This window comes from Micromonospora sp. LOL_025, assembly GCF_048060285.1.
Taxonomy (GTDB): domain Bacteria; phylum Actinomycetota; class Actinomycetes; order Mycobacteriales; family Micromonosporaceae; genus Micromonospora.
Map to the genome: position 1 here is coordinate 91,810 of NZ_JBHMIR010000004.1, position 19,866 is coordinate 111,675.

22 protein-coding genes are annotated in these 19,866 nt (G+C 74.1%); 13 read left to right on the top strand and 9 right to left on the bottom strand.

From position 1 onward, the window contains the following. The first annotated feature begins 51 nt into the window (after window positions 1–51). Together ACFHW0_RS07225 and ACFHW0_RS07230 are read left to right on the top strand one after the other, a co-directional pair. Window positions 52–510 carry an Lrp/AsnC family transcriptional regulator gene (locus tag ACFHW0_RS07225; protein WP_121397466.1) on the top strand — a complete coding sequence of 153 codons (459 nt, stop codon included), beginning with the start codon at window positions 52–54 and terminating at the stop codon, window positions 508–510. 135 nt (window positions 511–645) lie between these two features. Next, entirely contained in the window at window positions 646–2,529 is a 1,884-nt protein-coding gene (locus ACFHW0_RS07230; RefSeq protein ID WP_416606306.1) for a beta-propeller domain-containing protein, read from the top strand. A gap of 79 nt (window positions 2,530–2,608) precedes the next feature. On the opposite strand, the gene ACFHW0_RS07235 is transcribed toward ACFHW0_RS07230, so the two are convergent. The 3 genes from ACFHW0_RS07235 to mobA form a co-directional block, all read right to left on the bottom strand. After that, window positions 2,609–3,715: a T3SS (YopN, CesT) and YbjN peptide-binding chaperone 1 gene (locus ACFHW0_RS07235; RefSeq protein ID WP_416606307.1), complete on the bottom strand. Its 1,107-nt coding sequence runs from the start codon at window positions 3,713–3,715 to the stop codon at window positions 2,609–2,611. An 80-nt stretch (window positions 3,716–3,795) separates the two neighbouring features. Further along, complete coding sequence (locus ACFHW0_RS07240; protein WP_416606308.1) at window positions 3,796–4,062, bottom strand: DUF6457 domain-containing protein; 267 nt, start codon at window positions 4,060–4,062, stop codon at window positions 3,796–3,798. Further along, on the bottom strand, window positions 4,059–4,742 hold the full coding sequence (gene mobA / locus ACFHW0_RS07245) for a molybdenum cofactor guanylyltransferase (RefSeq protein WP_416606310.1): 684 nt from the start codon (window positions 4,740–4,742) through the stop codon (window positions 4,059–4,061). The genes ACFHW0_RS07240 and mobA overlap by 4 nt, the downstream gene beginning before the upstream one ends. 275 nt (window positions 4,743–5,017) lie before the next feature. On the opposite strand from mobA, the gene ACFHW0_RS07250 reads away from it, so the two are divergent. Continuing rightward, on the top strand, window positions 5,018–5,275 hold the full coding sequence (locus ACFHW0_RS07250) for a hypothetical protein (RefSeq protein WP_416606312.1): 258 nt from the start codon (window positions 5,018–5,020) through the stop codon (window positions 5,273–5,275). An 18-nt stretch (window positions 5,276–5,293) separates the two neighbouring features. On the opposite strand, the gene ACFHW0_RS07255 is transcribed toward ACFHW0_RS07250, so the two are convergent. Beyond that, on the bottom strand, window positions 5,294–5,908 hold the full coding sequence (locus ACFHW0_RS07255) for a LuxR C-terminal-related transcriptional regulator (RefSeq protein WP_416606314.1): 615 nt from the start codon (window positions 5,906–5,908) through the stop codon (window positions 5,294–5,296). 132 nt (window positions 5,909–6,040) lie between these two features. On the opposite strand from ACFHW0_RS07255, the gene fdhD reads away from it, so the two are divergent. Continuing rightward, window positions 6,041–6,892 carry a formate dehydrogenase accessory sulfurtransferase FdhD gene (gene fdhD, locus ACFHW0_RS07260; RefSeq protein ID WP_416606316.1) on the top strand — a complete coding sequence of 284 codons (852 nt, stop codon included), beginning with the start codon at window positions 6,041–6,043 and terminating at the stop codon, window positions 6,890–6,892. A 9-nt stretch (window positions 6,893–6,901) separates the two neighbouring features. Here fdhD and ACFHW0_RS07265 read toward each other — a convergent pair whose 3' ends face one another. The 3 genes from ACFHW0_RS07265 to ACFHW0_RS07275 all read right to left on the bottom strand — a co-directional run bounded on the left by ACFHW0_RS07265 (window position 6,902) and on the right by ACFHW0_RS07275 (window position 8,361). Continuing rightward, on the bottom strand, window positions 6,902–7,597 hold the full coding sequence (locus tag ACFHW0_RS07265; RefSeq protein WP_416606318.1) for a GAP family protein: 696 nt from the start codon (window positions 7,595–7,597) through the stop codon (window positions 6,902–6,904). Between the two features lie 192 nt (window positions 7,598–7,789). Continuing rightward, the gene (locus ACFHW0_RS07270) at window positions 7,790–8,035 is read right to left on the bottom strand and encodes a flavin reductase (RefSeq protein WP_416606319.1); all 246 of its coding nucleotides are present in this window, start codon (window positions 8,033–8,035) and stop codon (window positions 7,790–7,792) included. After that, the gene (locus ACFHW0_RS07275) at window positions 8,032–8,361 is read right to left on the bottom strand and encodes a hypothetical protein (RefSeq protein WP_416606320.1); all 330 of its coding nucleotides are present in this window, start codon (window positions 8,359–8,361) and stop codon (window positions 8,032–8,034) included. Before ACFHW0_RS07275 ends, ACFHW0_RS07270 begins: the two co-directional genes overlap by 4 nt. Before the next feature lie 207 nt (window positions 8,362–8,568). On the opposite strand from ACFHW0_RS07275, the gene ACFHW0_RS07280 reads away from it, so the two are divergent. From ACFHW0_RS07280 to ACFHW0_RS07290, 3 genes are all read left to right on the top strand, one after another. Beyond that, window positions 8,569–9,312, top strand: a complete 744-nt coding sequence (locus ACFHW0_RS07280) for a Scr1 family TA system antitoxin-like transcriptional regulator (RefSeq protein WP_416606321.1) — start codon at window positions 8,569–8,571, stop codon at window positions 9,310–9,312. Beyond that, window positions 9,300–9,494: a DUF397 domain-containing protein gene (locus tag ACFHW0_RS07285; RefSeq protein ID WP_416606322.1), complete on the top strand. Its 195-nt coding sequence runs from the start codon at window positions 9,300–9,302 to the stop codon at window positions 9,492–9,494. The genes ACFHW0_RS07280 and ACFHW0_RS07285 overlap by 13 nt, the downstream gene beginning before the upstream one ends. 248 nt (window positions 9,495–9,742) lie before the next feature. After that, window positions 9,743–10,459 (top strand): hypothetical protein, encoded by a 717-nt coding sequence (locus ACFHW0_RS07290; protein WP_416606323.1) that lies wholly within the window; start codon window positions 9,743–9,745, stop codon window positions 10,457–10,459. Window positions 10,460–10,606: 147 nt separating this feature from the next. Here the strand turns inward: ACFHW0_RS07290 and ACFHW0_RS07295 are convergent, their stop codons facing one another. Beyond that, window positions 10,607–10,951, bottom strand: a complete 345-nt coding sequence (locus tag ACFHW0_RS07295; RefSeq protein WP_416606324.1) for a hypothetical protein — start codon at window positions 10,949–10,951, stop codon at window positions 10,607–10,609. A gap of 384 nt (window positions 10,952–11,335) precedes the next feature. Here ACFHW0_RS07295 and ACFHW0_RS07300 point away from each other — a divergent pair, with 384 nt between their 5' ends. Then, window positions 11,336–11,704 (top strand): VOC family protein, encoded by a 369-nt coding sequence (locus ACFHW0_RS07300; RefSeq protein WP_416606326.1) that lies wholly within the window; start codon window positions 11,336–11,338, stop codon window positions 11,702–11,704. 67 nt (window positions 11,705–11,771) lie between these two features. Here ACFHW0_RS07300 and ACFHW0_RS07305 read toward each other — a convergent pair whose 3' ends face one another. Next, window positions 11,772–12,809 (bottom strand): DUF4192 domain-containing protein, encoded by a 1,038-nt coding sequence (locus tag ACFHW0_RS07305; RefSeq protein ID WP_416606327.1) that lies wholly within the window; start codon window positions 12,807–12,809, stop codon window positions 11,772–11,774. A gap of 296 nt (window positions 12,810–13,105) precedes the next feature. On the opposite strand from ACFHW0_RS07305, the gene ACFHW0_RS07310 reads away from it, so the two are divergent. The 5 genes from ACFHW0_RS07310 (at window position 13,106) to ACFHW0_RS07330 (ending at window position 19,864) form a co-directional block, all read left to right on the top strand. After that, window positions 13,106–14,020: a fructosamine kinase family protein gene (locus ACFHW0_RS07310; RefSeq protein ID WP_416606328.1), complete on the top strand. Its 915-nt coding sequence runs from the start codon at window positions 13,106–13,108 to the stop codon at window positions 14,018–14,020. After that, entirely contained in the window at window positions 14,017–15,030 is a 1,014-nt protein-coding gene (moaA, locus tag ACFHW0_RS07315) for a GTP 3',8-cyclase MoaA (RefSeq protein WP_416606330.1), read from the top strand. Before ACFHW0_RS07310 ends, moaA begins: the two co-directional genes overlap by 4 nt. Before the next feature lie 2 nt (window positions 15,031–15,032). Then, window positions 15,033–15,311: a MoaD/ThiS family protein gene (locus tag ACFHW0_RS07320; RefSeq protein WP_416606332.1), complete on the top strand. Its 279-nt coding sequence runs from the start codon at window positions 15,033–15,035 to the stop codon at window positions 15,309–15,311. Window positions 15,312–15,324: 13 nt separating this feature from the next. Beyond that, window positions 15,325–16,569, top strand: a complete 1,245-nt coding sequence (locus tag ACFHW0_RS07325; protein WP_416606334.1) for a metallophosphoesterase — start codon at window positions 15,325–15,327, stop codon at window positions 16,567–16,569. Window positions 16,570–16,669: 100 nt separating this feature from the next. Next, complete coding sequence (locus ACFHW0_RS07330) at window positions 16,670–19,864, top strand: UvrD-helicase domain-containing protein (RefSeq protein ID WP_416606335.1); 3,195 nt, start codon at window positions 16,670–16,672, stop codon at window positions 19,862–19,864. Window positions 19,865–19,866 lie beyond the last annotated feature (2 nt).

The following is a 19,866-nucleotide window of genomic DNA, read 5'->3' on the forward strand; positions in this document are numbered from 1 at the left end:
ACCCTCGAACTTTGGTAACAGCCACAACCGTTGCTTCGCAGAGGCGGAACGTTGCAGATAGATGCTGTAGACCAGCGGATCATTGCGTTGCTCGTCGCGGACGCCCGCGCCTCGTACGCAGACATCGGTCAGCGGGTGTCGCTCTCCGCCCCGGCGGTCAAACGGCGGGTGGACCGGCTGAGGGCGGCCGGCGTGATCCGGGGCTTCACCGCCGTCGTCGACCCCGCCGCCGTCGGCTGGACCACCGAGGCGTTCGTCGAGCTGTTCTGCGCCGGCCGGACCACCCCGGCCCAGATCGGGGTGGCCACCCGCCGGCACCCCGAGGTGGTCGGCGCCTACACCGTCTCGGGCGAGGCCGACGCGCTCGTACACCTGCGGGCCGCCGACATCGGGCACCTGGAGGCGGCGCTGGAGCGGCTGCGGGCCGAGCCCTTCGTGACCTCGACCCGGAGCACCATCGTGCTCTCCCGGCTCGTGGACTCCCCCGGCGTCGGCCCCTCTCCCCGCTGACCGGGGCGGGCGCGGCGCGGAAGGCAACGCGGAAGGTCGGCGGAGGGCCGGAACATCCGACGGCGGCGCGGAAGGCGGCGCGGAAGGTCGGCGGAGGGCCGGAACCATCGGCCGGTCGGGCGCGTCGAACCGGCCATGACACGGGGAGCCCCCATCTTCGCGGTCGGCACGCTGGCCGCGCTCACCCTGCTCGGCGGCAGCGCGATCCCGGCGCCGCCGCCCGGCCCGGCGGCCCCGAGGCAGCCGACGGCCGCACCCCTGCTGGTCTCCTACGACTCCTGCGCCCAGGCGCTCGCCGGGCTCCGCGCCGCCGCCGACGCGTCCGTCGGCCCGTGGGGCTTCGGCAACGGCTGGCGCACCGGGGCCGCCTTCGGCGACGTTCCCAAGGACGCGTCCGGGGCCCGGGCGTCGGCCCAGTCCGCCCAGCCCGCCCAGGAGCACTCCACGACCAACGTGCACGAGGCCGGCGCGGACGAACCCGACCTGGTCAAGACGGACGGGCGGCGGATCGTGACCGTCACCCGGGGCGTGCTGCGGGTGGTGGACCCGGCCGCCCGGCGGGAGACCGGCCGCCTCGACCTCACGCGGGCGACGCCGGAGCTGAGCTGGGGGGAGCAGGCGACCCTGCTGTTGCAGGGCGACCGGGCGCTGGTGCTGACCCAGGTGGGCCCGGAACTCCAGCGGGCGACCCGCGCCGCGCGGCCCCGCACCGCGCCGAGCCTGATCCTGGTCGACCTCGCGGGCACGCCACGGGTGCTCGGCACCTACCGGATGGACGGGAGCCTCGTCGACGCCCGGCAGACGGGGACCACCGCGCGGGTCGTGGTCCGCAGCCGCCCCCGGCTGGTCTTCCCGTACGCCGAACGGGGCACCGACGCGACGCGGACCGCCGCCAACCGCGCGGTGATCGCCGCCGCCGGGGTGGAGGCGTGGCTGCCGGCGTACGAGTGGACGGCCGGGACGGAACGGCACGTGGGCCGGGTCGGCTGCGACCGGTTGAGCCGGCCACCCGCCTGGTCCGGAACGTCGATGCTGACCGTGCTGAGCTTCGACCTCGCCGGCGACCGGCTCGGCGACGGCGACCCGGTCAGCGTCGCCGCCGACGCCACCACCGTCTACGGCACCGGGAGCAGTCTCTACCTCGCCGGGGAACGGGCGGTCACGGCCCGGCCCGGCTCGCCCCGTGGGGGCACCTGGCGGCCGGACCCGCAGGTCACCGAGATCCACCGGTTCGACACCGGCTCGCCCGGGCGTCCCCGCTACGTGGCCTCCGGTTCGGTGCCCGGCACGCTCGTCAACCAGTACGCCCTCTCGGAGTGGCAGGGGCACCTGCGGGTCGCCACCACCACGGGCGAGGCCTGGGGCACCCGTCCCACCTCGGAGTCCGCCGTGTACGTGCTGCGCCCTGACGGGGACACGCTGGTCCGCACGGGTGCGGTCACCGGCCTCGGCCCCGGCGAGCGGATCTGGTCCGTGCGCTTCCTCGGCGGCTCCGCGTACGTGGTCACGTTCCGGCTCACCGACCCGCTCTACGCGGTCGACCTGACCGACCCGACCGCGCCCCGGGTCACCGGGGAGCTGAAGATCACCGGGTACTCGGCGTACCTGCACCCGCTGCCGGAGGGCCGGCTGCTCGGGGTGGGCCAGGAGGCCGACCGGCGGGGACGGACGCAGGGGCTCCAGGTCTCGCTGTTCGACGTCCGCGACCCGGCCCGCCCGGCCCGGCTCGACCAGTGGCACGTGCCGAGGGCGTACTCCGCGCTGGAGCACGACACGCACGCCTTCCTGCACCACCCGGAGACGGGCCTGGTCGCCCTGCCGGTCGGCGACGACGTACGGCTGCTGCGGGTGTCCGGGACCGACATCGGCGAGGTCGGCACGGTCTCCCACACCGGCCCGGCGGGCCCGGTCCTCCGGTCGTTGCTGGTCGGGGACGTGCTGTGGACCGTCTCCGCCGCCGGCCTGCGGGCCACCGATCCGACCACCGCCCGGAGCCTCGACTGGCTCCCCGTGACCTGATCCTCCCTCCCCGGCGGGTGGGGCCCGGTTTCTCGGGGTTTCCGGGCCCCACCCGCCACCACCGGGGGTGGGGCGTGGATCAGAGGTACATGCCGGTGCGGTGTTCCTCCTGGTCCCGCTTGACCGGCTTGTCCCCCTCGCCGAAGAACCGCTTCCCGCCGAACTCGCCGTGCAGGCGGTCGTCCAGCTCGTCCGCGAGCCCGGTCATCACCTGGACCGCGAGCATGAGGTGGGTGGCCTGGAAGTTGCGGCCGAAGACGGGGATGGACGCCCACACGGTGTCGTCGGCGCAGTAGAGCCGGCCGATCGGCATCCGGTTGGTCAGCTCGGAGAGCTTCACGTAGAGCCGCTCGGTCGGCTCGACCTCGGTCAGCACCGGGGAGAAGACGTCCACCAGCGGCGGGTTGTCGCGGACCCGGACGAAGACCATCGCCGAGCCGGCACGGATGTTGATGTCACCGTCGGAGTCGACCTGCAACCGGTCCGAGTCCGACTTGAGCATGGTCGAGACGACCGTGCGGACCTGCTCGGCGAGCGCGGCCACGTCGTGCTCGGGCGCCTGGGCGGCGGCGGCCGCCGCGAGCGCCTCGTCCAGGTCGGCCTCGACGTTGCGGTCCGGGCCGAACTCGCTGCGCGCGGTGCCCAGCGGCTCCACCGGCAGCGGCTCGCCCTCGGCGTCGTGGATGAGGTAGACGAGGAAGGCGGGGTGCGGGGCGCCGTAGACGTCGCGCAGCGTCCGGGTGAGCAGGGCCGCCAGTCGGGTCGCCTCGGCGGTGCCGCCGTCCAGCCCGAAGTGCTCGCCGGAGCCCTCCACGACGCCGGGCGGCGACCAGCCGAGCGCGATCATGTCCGCCACGGCGGCCCGGTCCAGCCGGTAGCCCTCGGGCAGAGTGGCGTTGCCGACCGCGCGGGCGGCCAGCCGGCCCTCCTCACCGACGTCGATGCTGACCGAGTAGACCGCGTCGCCGGTGCCGGAGGCGGTGGGGTCGAGGGTCAGCGCGACGTGCGTGCCCGTGGGCAGCGCCGTCAACCGCTCGGCGAGCGCCCGGGCGAACTCGTGCCAGGCCTGGGTGACCTTGGCCCGCAGGTCGGCCGTACTGGGCTCGTCGAGCAGGATCGGCTCGTGGTGCGCCGGCAGGGTGCCGGGCGAGTCGCCGCCCGGCGCCGAGGGGTGGTCTGCCGTCATGATCGCCTCCGTCCGTCAAGGTCACCCTACCCACGGAACGGGGGAGACGAATCAGCCCGACCGTGATCGGACAGCGGAGGTCAGGCGGGTGTTCCGCCCGCGCGTTCGGCGCCGAGCTCGACCGGCCAGGCGGCGGCCAGCGCGCTGAGCCGGGCCGCGGCGCCGGCCGGGTCCGCGCCCCGCCCGACCGCCAGCCCGAGCAGGTACGCGGTGACGGGCGCGCCCGGACGCAGCACCTGGTGCGCCACGTCCTTGGCCAGGTCGAGCACGGCCGGCACCGGCACCTGGGCGGGGTCCAGGTCCAGCTCGGCACAGGCCGCCGTCACCCAGTCGTCCATGACCGTCATCGCGTCCACTCCTCCGCCCGGCGTACGTCCTCGTCAGTGTCGCAGTCGAACCAGGGCGGCGGGCCGGCACCGGACCACGGCACCTCGCGCACCCGCAGCCCGGCGAGCAGCGCCCTGATCGGTGCCCCCGCCAGCGGCGCGGCGGAGCCGTCGTCGTGGCTGGTGGCGCGCTCGGCGGCCCCGCCGGTGGGCCGGCCGTCAGGAGACCCGCCGGAGGGCCTGGTGGCGCGCTCGGCGGCGAGGCGGTCCAGGGCGGCGCGCAGCGGGGCCGCCCGCCACACCCCGCAGAGGGTCTGCCGCCGACCGTCGCCGTCGACGTAGCAGGCGCCGTCGTGACCGTCGGCGTCGAGACGGTCGAGCAACTCCCCGACCGCCGCGCGGGTGAGCAGGGGCAGGTCGGCGGCGAGCAGGGCGACCACCGGCGTACCGGGGTCGAGCAGGGCCAGCCCGGCCGCCGCGGCGGCGACGGGGCCGCCGCCCGGGGGATCCTCCCGGGTCACCCGCACCCCGGCGGGCACCGGTCCGGGCGGGCCGACCAGGATGCGCGGCGCGGCATCGGCGACCGCGGCCAGCACCCGGTCCCGCATCGGCAGGCCGCCGACCGTCCGGGCGGGCTTGTCCACGCCCCCCATCCGCCGCGCGGCGCCGCCCGCCAGCACCACAGCTGCGTACGCGTCCACCGGGCCACGGTATCCGCCGGGCGGCTCGGCGGGGCATTGGCGGCGACCCGCCGTCGGCGTCGGCCGGGATGCGGACCGATCCCGAGCGGGGCCTCGGCGTCGAGCGGCCTACACAGAAGTGGGACGTGACCGTGGACGGCCGCCGGTCGAGTCTGGTCCTGTAACGCCGCTCTGCCGAGTGAGGGGCTCGACGAGCGCGAGTGGCCGGGAACAGCCCGACCTCCACCGGCGACACCCCTCGGCGCGACGGGTCGAGGCGAAGAAAGGGAACAACGATGGCGAAGACTCCGCGCCGCCCGCGCGTCCGCAGTCTCATCGCGGTGGCCGCCGTGGCCGGCGGTGCCGTGCTCGGCCTGGCCGCGCCCGCCCAGGCGGACTACAACAGCCCGCTCTACTCGACGTTGAAGGCGTGCAACGCGGCCCGGCCGTCGTACATCAGCTCGTGGACCTCGCCGGGGCCGTGCTACCCGATGTACAACTGGAACGGCACGAAGCGGATCGGCTACTCGTTCCTGGTGAAGACCCGGGGCTGACGTAACGGTCCTTCGGTCCTAGGCGGCGGGGTACGCCTCGAACGCCATCGCGATCCGCGTCAGTCCCGCCTTGTTCACGGCGCCCGTCTTCTGTCGCAGGCGATGCGTGTACGTGTCGACCGTCGACTTGGACAGGCAGAGCTTGCGGGCGATCTGCTGGTGGGTGAGGCCCTCGGCGACGAGCCGCAGCACGTCCCGTTCCCGGGCGGTCAGCGCGGGCGGACCGTCGTCGCAGACGTCGGCGACGGCGTCGGGCAGCAGGGCGACCCGCGCCGCGCCATCGAGGTAGAGGTCGCCCCGGCCGACGGCGTGGACCGCCCGCAGCAGGGTGGCCTCGTCGACGTCCCGCCCGAGATAGGCGAGCGCGCCCGCGTCCAGGGCGGCCCGCACCCGGACCGTGTCCTGGCACGTGGCGAGGACGACGAACGCCGGCCCGTCGGGCCACCACGGGCCGGCGTTCGACTCCGCGCAGCGGTCGGCGACGACTACCTGCGGCGCGTCCCGCAGGGCGGCGACCGGCTCGACCGAGGGGAACACGCCGACCACGGTCACCCCGGAAGCCCGCCCGAGGGCGTCGGCGACCCCCCGAAAGGTCAGCGACCCGTCGTCCACGACAGCGACCCTGACGGCCATGGCCCACCTCTCCGGACTTCCTCCTGCGGACGGGTCACACCGTACGGCGGGCGGCGTACAGGTCGCGTACATCGCGGATACGGACGGGTCGTCGCCGCGCGGTGTCCCGGCCCAGGGGTGCAGGATGGCGGGATGGGACGGGCGACTGACCGGCGCGGCGTGCTCCGCATCGACCTCGACGCGGCGACCGGCCGCACCTCGGTACGCCGGCAGGACACCCTCGCCGTGGAGGAGCCGCTGGAGATCCGGGTCGGTGCGGCCGGTCCCGGCCGGCGACGCCCGCTCGCGGTGACCATGCGTACGCCCGGCGACGACCTCGACCTGGCAATCGGCTTCCTGCTGACCGAGGGGCTGATCCGCTCCGCCGACGACGTACGCACCGCGCAGCTCTGCGCCGGCGCGGAGGCACCCAACACGTACAACGTGGTGGACGTGGTGCTGTCGCCCGGCGTGCCCGAACCCACCGTCGATCCGTCGCGGAACTTCTACACCACCAGCTCCTGCGGGGTGTGCGGCAAGGCGAGCATCGACGCCGTGCGTACCCGATCGGTCTTCGCGGTGGGCGACGACCCGCTGACGGTGCCGGCGGCGGTCCTCACCGCGCTGCCGGACCGGCTGCGCGCGGCCCAGCGCGGCTTCGACCGCACGGGCGGCCTGCACGCGGCGGGCCTGTTCACCGCCGACGGCGACCTGGTGGTGCTGCGCGAGGACGTGGGCCGGCACAACGCCGTCGACAAGGTGGTCGGCTGGGCGGTCCGCGAGCGGCGGCTGCCGCTGGCCGGGCACGTCCTGCTGGTCTCCGGGCGGGCGAGTTTCGAGCTGACCCAGAAGGCGTGGATGGCGGGGGTGCCGCTGCTCGCGGCGGTCTCCGCGCCGAGCACCCTGGCCGTGGAGCTGGCCGAGGAGGCCGGGCTGACGCTGGTCGGCTTCCTGCGCGGCGACGCGATGAACGTCTACGCCCGGCCCGAACGGGTCACCACCTGATCCGCCGGCCTAGCCGAACAGCCCCAACCGGAACGCGGCGTCGCGGGCCAGCAGGAAACCGGCGATGCCGAGGATCCAGCCGAGCATGCTGCCGGAGGCCCGCATGATCCAGGCGTTGAGCCGGGCCAGCACCGGTTCGACCAGCCTCGGCAGCGCCATCCGGGCCGCCAGCAGCAGCACCGCCGGCAGGACCATGACCAGGCAGTAGGCGGCGAGCAGCCCCACCATCTCGGCCGCGCCGAGCCCCGAGGTGGTCAGCAGGCCGACCGCGCCGAGGTACGGCAGCATCGTCGCCACCTCCGCGAGCGCGGCGAGCAGCGCCAGCCCGACCAGCCAACGCGCCGAGGAGTCGCCGGCGGTGGCCCGGTCCCGCCAACGCAGCACGCCCCCGCTGCGCGGACGCCGCTTGCCGTCGTAGCGGAAGCTGAGCACGAACAGCCCGACCCCGAGGACGAGCTGCGCCCAGAGCACCGGCCGGTTGTCCATCGCCCCGCCGAGGACGTCGGCCAGCCGGCTACCGCCGAGGGCGAGCAGCAGCCCGACGCCGAAGTAGAAGACGGCGATCGTGCCGAGGTAGAGGAGGATCCGGCGGGCGTTGACCGGCCCGGGCGCGAGCAGCAGCCAGACGGGGATGAAGAGCGTGCCGATGCTCGTGCTGTCGACCAGGGCCAGGCCGGCGAGCGACAGCAGCAGTCCGACGCTCATGCGGTGCTTGCGATGGGTAGGGGCACAGAACCATTCTGTGCCGGCGTCGATCCTGTCGACTCGCCCCACGGAACGAACGTCCAGTACATCTTTCGACGGAGACCACCGTTGCCGGTGCCCGCCGTGCCGATGTCTGCCGTGCCGGTGTCTGCCGTGCCGGTGCCTCCGATGGCGGTGCCTCCGATCGTGCGGTCAGCGCGGGCGTGCCCAGCCGGTGAAGCGGGCGGTCAGGTCGGCCGGAGTGGTGGCCTGGTCCAGCGCGGCGAGCTGTTCGCCCGCCTCGACCTGGAGGGTCGCCAGGTGGATCAGCAGGGCCGGCCGGTCCGTCCGGTACTCGGCGAGCAGCCGCAGCTTCGCCGCCGAACACGGCCAGGCGATCCCGCAGGCCGCGCAGCGCCAGGTGGGCCGGGTGGGCAGGTGGGCGCGGCGGCGGGTCATGCCGTGACCCGCCGACGGGAAACCGGCCGGCGGCGGGCCGGCGCCGGGGAGGCCGGAGCCGCTGCGGTACGCCAACGCACCCCCTCGCACCGCACGTAGAGCGAGCGCCGGTCCACGGCGTCGCCGCGCGCGCCCAGCTGGTAGACGTCGATCCAGCACCAACCGTGGTACGTGTGCCAGTCGGTCAGGACACGGATCACGCGCACGGAGATCGGCCGGACGAACTGCGGGCTCGCGGACCGGGTCAGGTACAGGACGTCACCCGAGCTGATCTGCCTCGGCGCGGGCTTCGGGTCGGGCTTCGGCGGCGGCTGGCGCTGCGGCAAGGTCTTCCCCCTCGTCCCTCGGTCTGGAGGAGGGGGCCGCCGCGGATGCTCGCCCGGCGGCGACCCCCTCGCGGCGCGACCGGCGGGCTTCGGGCGCCTCCACCGGCTCGCGCCGTCTACAGAGCACCCTGCCGAGGGTTGCGAGTCGATCACACCGCGTAGCAATCTGTACCGGGGATATTCGGGACGTTCGGGCGAGGAGCGGGGATGAACCGGGCGGTACAGGTAGCGATGGCGAAGGCCGGGGAGACTGCGGAGAGCCTCGCAGCTCAGGTCGGCGTCGATCCGAAGACGGCGGCACGCTGGGTCAGCCAGGGACGAATTCCGCAGACCCGCCACCGTGCCCGGGTCGCCGAGATTCTCAACAAGGACATAGAAGAACTCTGGCCGGACGCGTTGAAACGCCGCGAGCCAGCCTGGTTCAGACCGTGGACCGAGATCGAGCGTGAGGCGTCAGGACTGCGGTGGTTCGAATCGGCCGTCCTCCCGGGCCTCCTACAGACCGAGGACTACGCCAGGGCGGTCCTCACCAGCGGACCGCTGATGGCCGACGCGGAGGCCTATGTCGACGCCCGGCTACGCCGGCAGGCCGCCGTGCTCGACCGCCCGCGTCCTCCCCTTCTGGTCTTCGTCATTGATGAGTCCGCGCTTCGCCGGGGAGAGCCGGCGGTCATGCAACCACAGCTTGATCACCTGATCGAGCTTGCCCGGCGTCCGAACCTCATGATCCACGTGCTTCCTCTCCGCGCGGGGTTGCATCCCGGCCAGGCCGGACCGTTCATCATCGCCAGCACGCCTGACGGCGAGGTCGGCTACCTCGATGACCAAGCCACCGGCCGTCTCACGAATGACGTTGCTCCGCTCTGGGCGGTCTGGGATACCGTGAGATCGGTCGCGCTGCCGCGAGACCAAACCATCGACCTGTTGAGAGCGCGATCATGGATGACCTGACCAGCGCGCAGTGGCGCAAGAGCACCCGCAGCAGCTCGAACGGCGGCGCTTGCGTCGAGGTCGCCGACAACCTCCCCGGCGTCGTCGCCGTCCGTGACTCGAAGGACCCGGCCGGTCCGGCGCTCACCTTCGCGCCGTCCGCGTGGCGCGCGTTCGTCGCCGAACTGGCCGAGCGGGCCTGAACACCCGGGACGCAGCCACGCCCGTCCCCCAGACCGGCTGACGCGGGGGACGCGAACCCTCCTCCCGCCCCTCGAACTCTTCCACTGCTACGGGAAGCAACTGGGCCGCGAACGGCTTCTCGGCCTGCCACAACGTCAGTGACGCCCACGGACCGTCAATCTCGTGGGGACCGAGACAGGCGGGGCCGCGCCGACGATGCTCGCCCCGCAGTCCTCTCGTCGGATGGCGCATCCGCTACACATGGTGTGTGGACCACCTCTACGGGCACCTCGGCCAATGCCCAAGCGGAGCCATGGCCGAGGGGATGCCCACACGACAGGCTGACCTGACGACGGATGCCATACGTGAAGGCCTTGGCAACGTGTTCTGGATCGGCGGTGGACCCGCGAGCGGTAAGTCGACGATCGCGCGTCGGCTCGCCAACCGGTACGGCTTGCATCTGTACGCCACCGACGATGTCATGGGTGACCACGCCGGCCATGTCACCGCCGAGGAAGCGCCTTGCCTGGACCGGTTCAAGGCGATGGACATGGACGAGCGCTGGCTCACCCGCTCCCCCGAGATCATGCTGGACACGTTCCACTGGTTCCATGGCGAGGCGTTCCACCTGATCGTGGACGACCTGCTGAGCCTGCCGGCAGGCACTCGCGTGGTGGCCGAGGGCTTCCGGCTCCTCCCGCACCTGGTCAAGCCACTGCTCGCCGAGGTCGATCGCGCGGTCTGGCTGCTGCCCACGGAGGACTTCCGCGACGCCGCCCTCGCCCAGCGAGGCTCGACCTGGCAGATCCCGGCGAAGACCAGCGACCCGGAACGGGCGAGGCAGAATCTGAGCGAACGCGACCGGTTGTTCACCGAGCGCCTGACCGTCGAGACCGACCGGCTCGGCATGCGGGCGATACGGTTGGTCCCCGGGATGTGCGAAGACGAGGTCGCCGACCAGGTGGCCCGGCAGTTCGCACTCTGAACCTGGCCGGCGGAACGTGAAGCTGCGGTCGTCGGCATCGCGCAGAACGCTCCCGGCGCTCGCCTCCGCGCCGCCCACGTGGCGCGCGTTCGTCGCCGAACTGGCCGGGCGTATCGGACTCGGCTTTGACCAACTCCGAGAGGGCTCCTAGCCGCGGCGACCGCAGTGCGGGCAGTCGAGATCGATCTCGCCGCGATCCCCCTGGTAGACGACTTCGGCGCCGGTCTCCTCTGCCAGTTGCTGGGCCAGCTTCCGGCCCTGTGCCGCCCACGCCCGGTACTGCTCGTCGGTGGCGGCCCGACCACCGCCGTACTCGCTGTGCAGGTCCATCCAGTCCGACCACGCACGCAGCTCGGTCGCCAGCTTGGCCGAAATGCTCAGCCATTCCGGGCTGACCGAGCCCACGACCTCACGGCTTGGGCGACCGCCGTGAGCGGGGATCGTGATCCAGGCCCACACAGGGAAGGCACCGTAGTCGAACGCGACGTCCAAGCGACGCATGCCAGGCGGGCGGCCTCGCGGGCAGGACGGGACATGCCGCCGGAACTCCTCCACCTACCACCACCTCGGCTCGGAACTACTGCGACACCCGCCCTACGGGACCCGGCGCGCGAAAAGTACTCCGCCCGGACTGACTCTTCACATGCGACACGTCAGGACCTATGAACGCGGCGCACCGACAGGCCGCCGTGTGGTGCGGCCCGGCACCTCACCCCACCGACGCGCCGCCGCCGTACGAATGCGCTCGACCGGCGGGGACCTGGTGCTGGCGGCGCTAGGTTGAACGGTGCAGCAGGCGGGCCCGCAGTATGTCGCGGTGGCCCCGCAGCCCCGACGCCACGCGGCCGCAACATCGTTGCCACCAGGGAGGCGCTGATGCCCGCAAGACTGAGGCTGACGGCGATCACACTCGACTGCCCGGAGCCGAGGGCACTGGCGTCGTTCTATCAGCGCGCCACCGGGTTCGACATGACCGCTGATTCCAACGACGACTTCGCCGCCCTGGCCCGTGGGGACGGGCTGTTCATCGGCTTCCAGCGCGTCGATGGCTACCAGGCACCGAGCTGGCCCGACCAGACGACGCCGCAGCAGCGCCACTTCGACTTCACCGTCGACGACCTCGACGAGGCCGAGGCGCTGGTGCTGGGCTTGGGCGCGACCAAACCCGAGTTCCAGCCGGGCGGCGACCGGTGGCGGGTCTTCAAGGACCCGGCGGGGCATCCCTTCTGCCTCACCGGCAGCTGAGCGATTGCCTCACCGGCAGCAGAGCGATTGCCTCACCGGCAGCTGAGCGATGACCTGGCCGCACGGCTCAGCGTTCGCGCCGCCTGCGTCTGCGGCGTAGCACGCCGGGCGCCCCCACCGCCGGCCAGCCGTCCAGCTCGGAGGGTGGCACGCCCCGGCGCAGCAGGTCGTCGAGGAGCAGCGCCATCGAGTGGCCGGGGTGCTCGGCCAGGGCGCGTTCCAGGGCCACCGCCGCCAGCGCCCCCTGCCCCGCCCGCCACGCCGCGAACGCCAGGAGCGCGGCCGGCGCGGCGATCAGCTCCGGCTCGGCCCGGCGCAGCACGTCGGTCCAGAGCGCGATGTCCTCGTCCCGCCCGTCGGTGCGTTCCCAGGCGTGGTCGCGAACCGGCACGTGGGTCAGCAGCACGCTCAGCCAGGCGACCTCGTCGTCGGTGAGCCGCTGCCCCCGCCGGTGCCGGCGCAGCGTGGTGCGTACCGCTGCCGCCCCCGCGGAGCGGAGTGCCCGCTCGCCGCGCGGGTCGGTCGCGGACGCCCGGTCGAGCAGGTCCGCCAGGCGTCGCTCGGCGCGGGCGGTGGCCCGGCGTACGGCCGAACGAGCCGGACCGGTCACCGGGGCGACCTGCGCGACCAGGGCGGCCCGGTCGGGCAGGGCGACCTGGCCGGCGAAGACGGCCGCCGCGCTGACCTCGCTGGCGCCGGCGTCGTAGGGGGTGCCGTCGGGCGGGCAGCATTCCGGCTCGGTGCAGAGGTACGACCAGTAGCGGCCCTCGGTGACACGCAGGGCGTCGAGCACGGACATCCCGGCGGCGGTCAAGGCGGCGCGCACGGCGTCGACGGCCGGGGTGACCAGCGCTGCCGGGCCGTAGCCCAGGACCGTGGCGGTCTCGGCGTGCTGCCGGGCAACGACGCCGGCGAGGTGGCCGGCGGGATCGCGCGGGTCGGCGAGGTCGGGCAGGTCGGCGCGGGCGGCGAAGGTGATCCGGCGGCCCCGCATCGCCACCACGACGACGCTGTCGACGGGGTGGAAGCCGAGCAGGTAGGGCACGGCGGCGATGAGGTCGGCGGGGGAACGGACGGCGAGCCGGGGGCGGTCGGTCGGGGTCATGTCTGGCAGCCTCCGACGCCAGCGGGCCGCTCGCCGCCCCTGTGGACGACACGCGGTTCATCCACAGACACGGAGAGTATTTACACAGCTCAAGCCAATCCTCGACCGCTGACACCACCCCCAACGGGCACCGCCCGAACCACCTGAGGCGATCTTGGAGCGAAAAGGCCCCCCGAGGGGCCGGAACTCGCCAAGATCACAACCGCCCCATTCCGGCAGGACCGGTCGGCAGGCGGGATCGGACGGCAGGCCGTTTCCGGCGGGACTGGACGCCGTCAGGGGGTTACCTTGCCGTCATGGATCTGGCGTACCTGCGGGCGCATCCGGAGCACCTGCCGACCTTCCTGACCCACCAACGGATCCGCGAGACGCCGGTCGCCGGCGGCGACATCTGCGCCGCGTCCCGGCTGACGCTGGACGACGGACACTCGGTGTTCGCCAAGACGTGGCCGGAAACTGCCGGCAGGCCCGCGCCGGAGGGCTTCTTCGCCACCGAGGCGGCCGGCCTGCGCTGGCTCCGCGAGGCCGGGACGGTCGCCGTACCGGAGGTGGTGGTGGCGCTGCCCGAGCTGCTCGCGCTGGAGTGGGTCGACCCCGGCGAGCCGACGCCCGGGGCGGCCGAGCGGTTCGGCCGGGAGCTGGCCGGGCTGCACCGCGCCGGGGCGTCGACCTTCGGCGCCGGGTGGAACGGCTTCATCGGGGCGCTGCCGGCGGACAACACGCCCGACGACGGCCCCTGGTCGGGGTGGTTCGCGCGGGCCCGGCTCGTTCCGTACCTCCGGAGGTCGGTCGACGGCGGCGCGCTCACCGGCACCGAGGCCGGCCTGGTCGAGCAGGTCGTGGAGCGGATCGGCGAGTTCGGTGGGGACGAGCCGCCGGCCCGGATCCACGGCGACCTCTGGCCGGGCAACGCGCTCTGGGGCGCGGACGACCGGGTCTGGCTGGTCGACCCGGCGGCGCACGGCGGGCACCGCGAGACCGACCTGGCGCAGCTGGCCCTCTTCGGCGGCGCGCCGCACCTCGACCGGATCCTCGCCGCGTACGCCGAGGAGTGGCCGCTGGCCGACGGGTGGCGGGAACGGGTGCCGCTGCACCAGCTCCACCTGATGCTGGTGCACACCGCCCTGTTCGGCGCGGCGTACCGGGATGCGGTCGCCCGTACCGCCCGGGCGGCCCTGGCCGGGCTCGGGCGCGCTACCGTCGACGGGTGACCGCCGCCCCGCCGACCGCCGGCGTCCTCGCCGACCGGTACGGCCGCGTCGCCCGGGACCTGCGGGTCTCCCTGACCGACAAGTGCAACCTGCGCTGCACCTACTGCATGCCGGCCGAGGGGCTGGCCTGGCTGCCCGGCCCGCAACTGCTCGGCGACGACGAGATCGTCCGGCTGGTCGGGGTCGCGGTACGCCTGCTCGGCGTGACCGAGGTGCGCTTCACCGGCGGGGAGCCGCTGATCCGGCCCGGCCTGGCCGACATCGTGGCCGCCGTGGCGGCGCTGGAGCCGCGCCCTCGCATCTCGCTGACCACCAACGGCATCGGGCTGGACCGGCTCGCCCCCACGCTGGGCGCCGCCGGGCTGGACCGGGTGAACGTCTCGCTGGACACGCTGGACCCGGAGCGGTTCACCCGGCTGACCCGGCGCCCGCGCCTGGCGGACGTGCTGGCCGGGCTGGCCGGGGCGACCGCCGCCGGGCTCACCCCCGTCAAGATCAATTCGGTGCTCATGCGCGGCGTCAACGACGACGAGGCCCCGCGGTTGCTCCGCTTCGCCCTCGCGCACGGCTACGAGCTGCGGTTCATCGAGCAGATGCCGCTGGACGCCCAGCACGGCTGGGACCGCGCGACCATGGTCACCGCCGACGCGATCCTGGCCGCTCTGCGCGGGGAGTTCGACCTGACCCCCGACCCGGCGGAACGCGGCGCGGCGCCGGCCGAGACCTGGCTGGTCGACGGCGGCCCGGCCCGGGTCGGCGTGATCGCCAGCGTCACCCGGCCGTTCTGCGGTGACTGCGACCGCACCCGGCTCACGGCCGACGGGCAGGTGCGCGCCTGCCTCTTCGCCACCGAGGAGTCCGACCTGCGCGGCGCGCTGCGGGCCGGGGCGGACGACGACGAGCTGGCCCGGCGCTGGCGGGCCGCGATGTGGGGCAAGCGGGCCGGGCACGGCATCGACGACCCGGCCTTCCTCCAGCCCGCCCGGCCGATGTCCGCGATCGGAGGCTGACCGTGGCAGAACCGACCCGCCCGGCCGACGCCGGGGCGCCGCTGACCGTCCGCTACTTCGCCGGGGCGCGGGCCGCCGCCGGCCGGACCGAGGAGACCGCATCCGCCGGGCGGTCCCTGGACGAACTCGTCATGGAGCTGACCGACCGGCACGGTGAGCGGCTCGCCGCCGTCCTGACGGTGGCGAGTTTCCTGGTCGACGGCGTGACCTGTCATGATCGACGGGCACCGCTGACGGCCGGGGCCACGATCGACGTCCTGCCGCCCTTCGCGGGCGGCTGAGGGAGGCACACACATGCTGGCGGCACTGGCGTTCGTCGCCACCATGGCCCTGATCACCGGCCTGATCCACCTCTACCTGTGGAAGCGTCTGGTGCGGGACACCACCGCCCCGGGGCGCTGGCGCCGGATCGGCGGGATCACCGCCCTGGTGCTCGCGCTGCTCGTACCGGCGACCATGGCCGGCACCCAGGCGGGCCTCTACTGGCTCGCGTGGCCGGGCTACCTCTGGCTCGCCGTCATGTTCTACCTGCTGGTCCTGCTCGTGGCGCTGGAAGTGCCGATGGCGGTGACGAAGCTCGTGCGGCGCCGCCGGGTCGTCGCCGCGGAGCCCACCGCCGCCGCGCCCGAGCCCGCCATGGTGGGCGCGGCGGGCCCGGCCGACCCGCCGGCCGCCGACGCCGTCGCGCAGCCCGACCACGACCCGGCCCGCCGGTTGCTGCTCGCCCGTGGGGCGGCGATCTTCGCCGGGCTCACCGCCACCGGCCTCACCGGGTACGGCATCCGCACCGCCCTCGGCCCGCCGCAGCTCGACCGGGTGCAGATCCCGCTGGCCAAGCTCCCCCGCAGCATGGACGGCCTGCGGATCGCCACGGTCTCCGACATCCACCTCGGCCCGCTGCGCGGACGGGCGCACACCGAGCGGATCGTCGCCGCGATCAACCGCCTGGACGCCGACATCGTCGCCGTCGTCGGCGACCTGGTCGACGGCTCGGTCGCCGAGCTGGGCGAGGCGGCCGAGCCGCTGCGCGGCCTGCGCTCCCGGCACGGCAGCTACTTCGTCACCGGCAACCACGAGTACTACTCCGGCGTCGAGGAGTGGGTCCAGGAGCTGGACCGGCTCGGCCTGCGGGTCATGCAGAACGAGCGGACGGAGATCCAGGCCCGGGGCGGCGCGCTCGACCTGGCCGGGGTGAACGACGTCACCGCCGCCGGCACCGGCCTGGCCGCCCCGGCGGACTACGCGGCGGCGCTCGGCGACCGCGACCCGAACCGGCCCGTGGTGCTGCTCGCCCACCAGCCGGTCGCCGCCGTGGAGGCGGCGAAGTTCGGCGTCGACCTCCAGCTCTCCGGGCACACCCACGGCGGCCAGATGGTCCCGTTCAACCTGCTGGTGAAGCTCCAGCAGCCGGTGGTCTCCGGCCTGGGCGAGGTCGACGGCACCAAGGTCTACGTCACCAACGGCGCCGGCTTCTGGGGCCCGCCGGTCCGCGTCGGCGCCGAGCCGCAGATCACCCTGGTGGAGCTGCGCTCCCGCTGACCCATAGCGCGGGCGGCCGGCGTTGTCCAGCACCGGATGCTCAGGTCACGGGTGTGCGTGGCGACGGGTGGGTAATGGCGCGGGCGTGACAGGATGCGGCGTGCCTCCGTTCAGTCCCGCACCCCCCGGCGGCCTCTCGCCGTTCGTCGCGGATCTGCACATCCACTCGAAGTACTCGCGCGCGTGCAGCCGTGACCTCACCCTGCCCAACCTCGGCTGGTGGGCGCGGCGCAAGGGCATCGGGGTGCTCGGCACCGGCGACTTCACCCACCCCGCCTGGTACGACCACCTCCGCGAGACGCTGCACCCGGCCGAGCCCGGCCTGCACCGGCTCAGCCCGGAGGCGGAGCGGGACATCGCCCGCCGGCTGCCGCCCCGGCTGGCGAGCGAGGCGGAGGCGGACCCGGTCCGGTTCATGCTCAGCGTGGAGATCTCCACGATCTACAAGCGGGACGACCGCACCCGCAAGGTGCACCACCTGATCTACCTGCCCGACCTGGACGCGGTGGCCCGGTTCAACACGGCGCTCGGGCGGATCGGCAACCTCGGCTCGGACGGCCGGCCGATCCTCGGCCTGGACTCCCGGGACCTGCTGGAGATCACCCTGGAGGCCAGCGCCGACGGCTACCTCGTGCCGGCGCACATCTGGACCCCGTGGTTCTCCGCGCTGGGCTCCAAGTCGGGCTTCGACGCGATCGCCGACTGCTACGCCGACCTGGCCGGGCACATCTTCGCGGTGGAGACCGGCCTCTCCTCCGACCCCGAGATGAACTGGCGCGTCGGCAGCCTGGACGGCTACCGGCTGGTGTCGAACTCCGACGCGCACTCGCCACCGGCGCTGGCCCGGGAGGCCACCGTCTTCGCCACCGCCCGCGACTACTTCGCCATCCGGGACGCCCTGCGTACCGGCGACGGGCTCGCCGGAACCATCGAGTTCTTCCCGGAGGAGGGCAAGTACCACGCGGACGGGCACCGGCTCTGCGGGGTCAACTGGTCGCCCGAGAAGACCCGGGCCGCCGACGGCCGCTGCCCGGAGTGCGGCAAGCCGCTGACCGTCGGCGTACTCAGCCGGGTCGAGGAGCTGGCCGACCGGCCGTCGGGGCACCGGCCCGCGCACGCCCGCGACGTCACCCACCTGGTGCCGCTGGCCGAGATCCTCGGCGAGATCAACAAGGTGGGCGCCCGGTCCAAGAAGGTCGAGGGGAAGCTCCACGAGCTGGTCGCCGCCCTGGGACCGGAGCTGGAGATCCTCACCACCACGCCGCTCGACGAGATCGGCCGGGTCGGCGGGGAACTGCTCGCCGAGGGCATCGGCCGGCTGCGCCGGGGCGACGTCCGCCGGGTCCCCGGCTACGACGGCGAGTACGGCGTCATCACCCTCTTCGACCCGGCCGAGCTGGGCGGCAACGCCGGTGGGGCCCAGGAGACGCTCTTCGACGTACCCGTGCCGGCGCAGCGCACCCCGACGGAGCCGGCGTCGAAGCCCCGGGCCAAGCGCCCGGCGGCGGCCAAGCCCGAGCCGAAGCGCAAGGCCGCGCCGGCCACGCCCCCGCCCCCGATCGCGCCGACGCCCTCGCCGCACGAGCCGTTCGAGCCGATGCTCGCCGGCATGGAGGAGGTCGGCACCGGCCTGCTGGACCGCCTGGACGCCATGCAGCGGGTGGCCGCCTCCGCGCCGGGCGGTCCGCTGCTCATCGTCGCCGGGCCGGGCACCGGCAAGACCCGGACGCTGACCCACCGGATCGCCTACCTCTGCGCGGAGCTGAACGTCTTTCCGGAGCAGTGCCTGGCGATCACGTTCACCCGACGGGCCGCCGAGGAGCTGCGGCACCGCCTCGACGGCCTGCTCGGCCCGGTCGCCGAGGACGTCACCGTCGGCACCTTCCACTCGCTGGGCCTGACCATCCTCCGGGAGAACGCCGACGCCGCCGGCCTGCCGGCGGACTTCCGCATCGCCGACGACGCCCAGCGGGCGGAGGCCCGCGCCGAGGCGGGCGACGACGAGGCCGGCTACGCCGCGCTGCTGCGCAAGCAGGACCTGGTGGACCTGGACGAGCTGCTGACCCTGCCGGTCGCGCTGCTCAAGGCCGACAGGAAGCTGGTGCGGCACTACCGGGAGCGCTGGCGCTGGATCTTCGTCGACGAGTACCAGGACGTCGACGAGGTGCAGTACGAGCTGCTGCGCCTGCTCAGCCCCGCCGACGGCAACCTCTGCGCGATCGGCGACCCGGACCAGGCGATCTACTCCTTCCGGGGCGCCGACGTCGGCTACTTCCTGCGCTTCTCGCAGGACTTCACCGACGCCCGGCTGGTCCGGCTCAACCGCAACTACCGTTCCTCGGCCCCCATCCTGGCCGCCGCCGTGCAGGCCATCGCGCCGTCGTCGCTGGTCCATGGCCGCCGGCTCGACCCGGCCCGGCTCGACCCGGAGGCCCCGCTGGTGGGTCGCTACCCGGCGGCCTCCGTCTCCGACGAGGCCGACTTCGTCGTACGCACCATCGACGAGCTGGTTGGCGGCCTCTCCCACCGGTCGCTGGACTCGGGGCGGATCGACGGCCGGTCGACCTCGCTGTCCTTCTCCGACATCGCGGTGCTCTACCGCACCGACGCGCAGGCCGCGCCGATCGTGGACGCGCTGGCGCGGGCGAACATCCCCGTGCAGAAGCGCTCGCACGACCGGCTGCGCGACCGCCCCGGGGTGGCCGCCATCGCCCGCGAGCTGCGCCACGCCGACGGGCTCGACGGCTCGCTGGCCGCGCGGGTCCGGCTGGCCGGGCAGGTGTTGGCGGAGCGCTTCGCCGTGCCGACGCTGGACGGCGCCAACACGGTCCGCCCGGAGGACGTCCGGTCGGCCGTCGACCTGCTCACCCCGCTGGCCCGCCGCTGCGGCGACGACCTGCCGCTGTTCCTGTCCCAGCTCGCCACCGGGGCGGAGGTGGACGCGCTCGACCCGCGCGCCGAGGCGGTCACCCTGCTCACCCTGCACGCCGCCAAGGGGCTGGAGTTTCCGGTGGTCTTCCTGGTCGGCGCCGAGGACGGGCTGCTCCCGCTGCGCTGGCCCGGCAGCACCCCCGACTCCGACGCGGTCGCCGAGGAGCGGCGGCTCTTCTTCGTCGGGCTGACCCGGGCCCAGGACCGGCTGTACGTGACCCACGCCGCCCGCCGCAGCCGGCACGGCACGGAACGCGAGTGCGCCCCGTCGCCGTTCCTCGACGTCATCGACCCGGGCCTCTTCGAGCGCTTCGGCGAGGCCGAGCCCCGCCGCCCCCGCGACCGCCAGCTCCGCCTCATCTGACC

Excerpts from the sequence above, each read along its gene's own strand:
- ACFHW0_RS07255 (WP_416606314.1), bottom strand. The coding sequence starts at position 5,908 with ATGGCCGTCAGGGTCGCTGTCGTGGACGACGGGTCGCTGACCTTTCGG.
- ACFHW0_RS07230 (WP_416606306.1), top strand. The coding sequence starts at position 646 with ATGACACGGGGAGCCCCCATCTTCGCGGTCGGCACGCTGGCCGCGCTC.
- ACFHW0_RS07300 (WP_416606326.1), top strand. The coding sequence starts at position 11,336 with ATGCCCGCAAGACTGAGGCTGACGGCGATCACACTCGACTGCCCGGAG.
- ACFHW0_RS07265 (WP_416606318.1), bottom strand. The coding sequence starts at position 7,597 with ATGAGCGTCGGACTGCTGCTGTCGCTCGCCGGCCTGGCCCTGGTCGAC.
- ACFHW0_RS07270 (WP_416606319.1), bottom strand. The coding sequence starts at position 8,035 with ATGACCCGCCGCCGCGCCCACCTGCCCACCCGGCCCACCTGGCGCTGC.
- ACFHW0_RS07240 (WP_416606308.1), bottom strand. The coding sequence starts at position 4,062 with ATGACGGTCATGGACGACTGGGTGACGGCGGCCTGTGCCGAGCTGGAC.
- ACFHW0_RS07250 (WP_416606312.1), top strand. The coding sequence starts at position 5,018 with ATGGCGAAGACTCCGCGCCGCCCGCGCGTCCGCAGTCTCATCGCGGTG.
- fdhD (WP_416606316.1), top strand. The coding sequence starts at position 6,041 with ATGGGACGGGCGACTGACCGGCGCGGCGTGCTCCGCATCGACCTCGAC.
- ACFHW0_RS07310 (WP_416606328.1), top strand. The coding sequence starts at position 13,106 with ATGGATCTGGCGTACCTGCGGGCGCATCCGGAGCACCTGCCGACCTTC.
- ACFHW0_RS07325 (WP_416606334.1), top strand. The coding sequence starts at position 15,325 with ATGCTGGCGGCACTGGCGTTCGTCGCCACCATGGCCCTGATCACCGGC.
- ACFHW0_RS07305 (WP_416606327.1), bottom strand. The coding sequence starts at position 12,809 with ATGACCCCGACCGACCGCCCCCGGCTCGCCGTCCGTTCCCCCGCCGAC.
- ACFHW0_RS07235 (WP_416606307.1), bottom strand. The coding sequence starts at position 3,715 with ATGACGGCAGACCACCCCTCGGCGCCGGGCGGCGACTCGCCCGGCACC.
- ACFHW0_RS07280 (WP_416606321.1), top strand. The coding sequence starts at position 8,569 with ATGAACCGGGCGGTACAGGTAGCGATGGCGAAGGCCGGGGAGACTGCG.
- ACFHW0_RS07285 (WP_416606322.1), top strand. The coding sequence starts at position 9,300 with ATGGATGACCTGACCAGCGCGCAGTGGCGCAAGAGCACCCGCAGCAGC.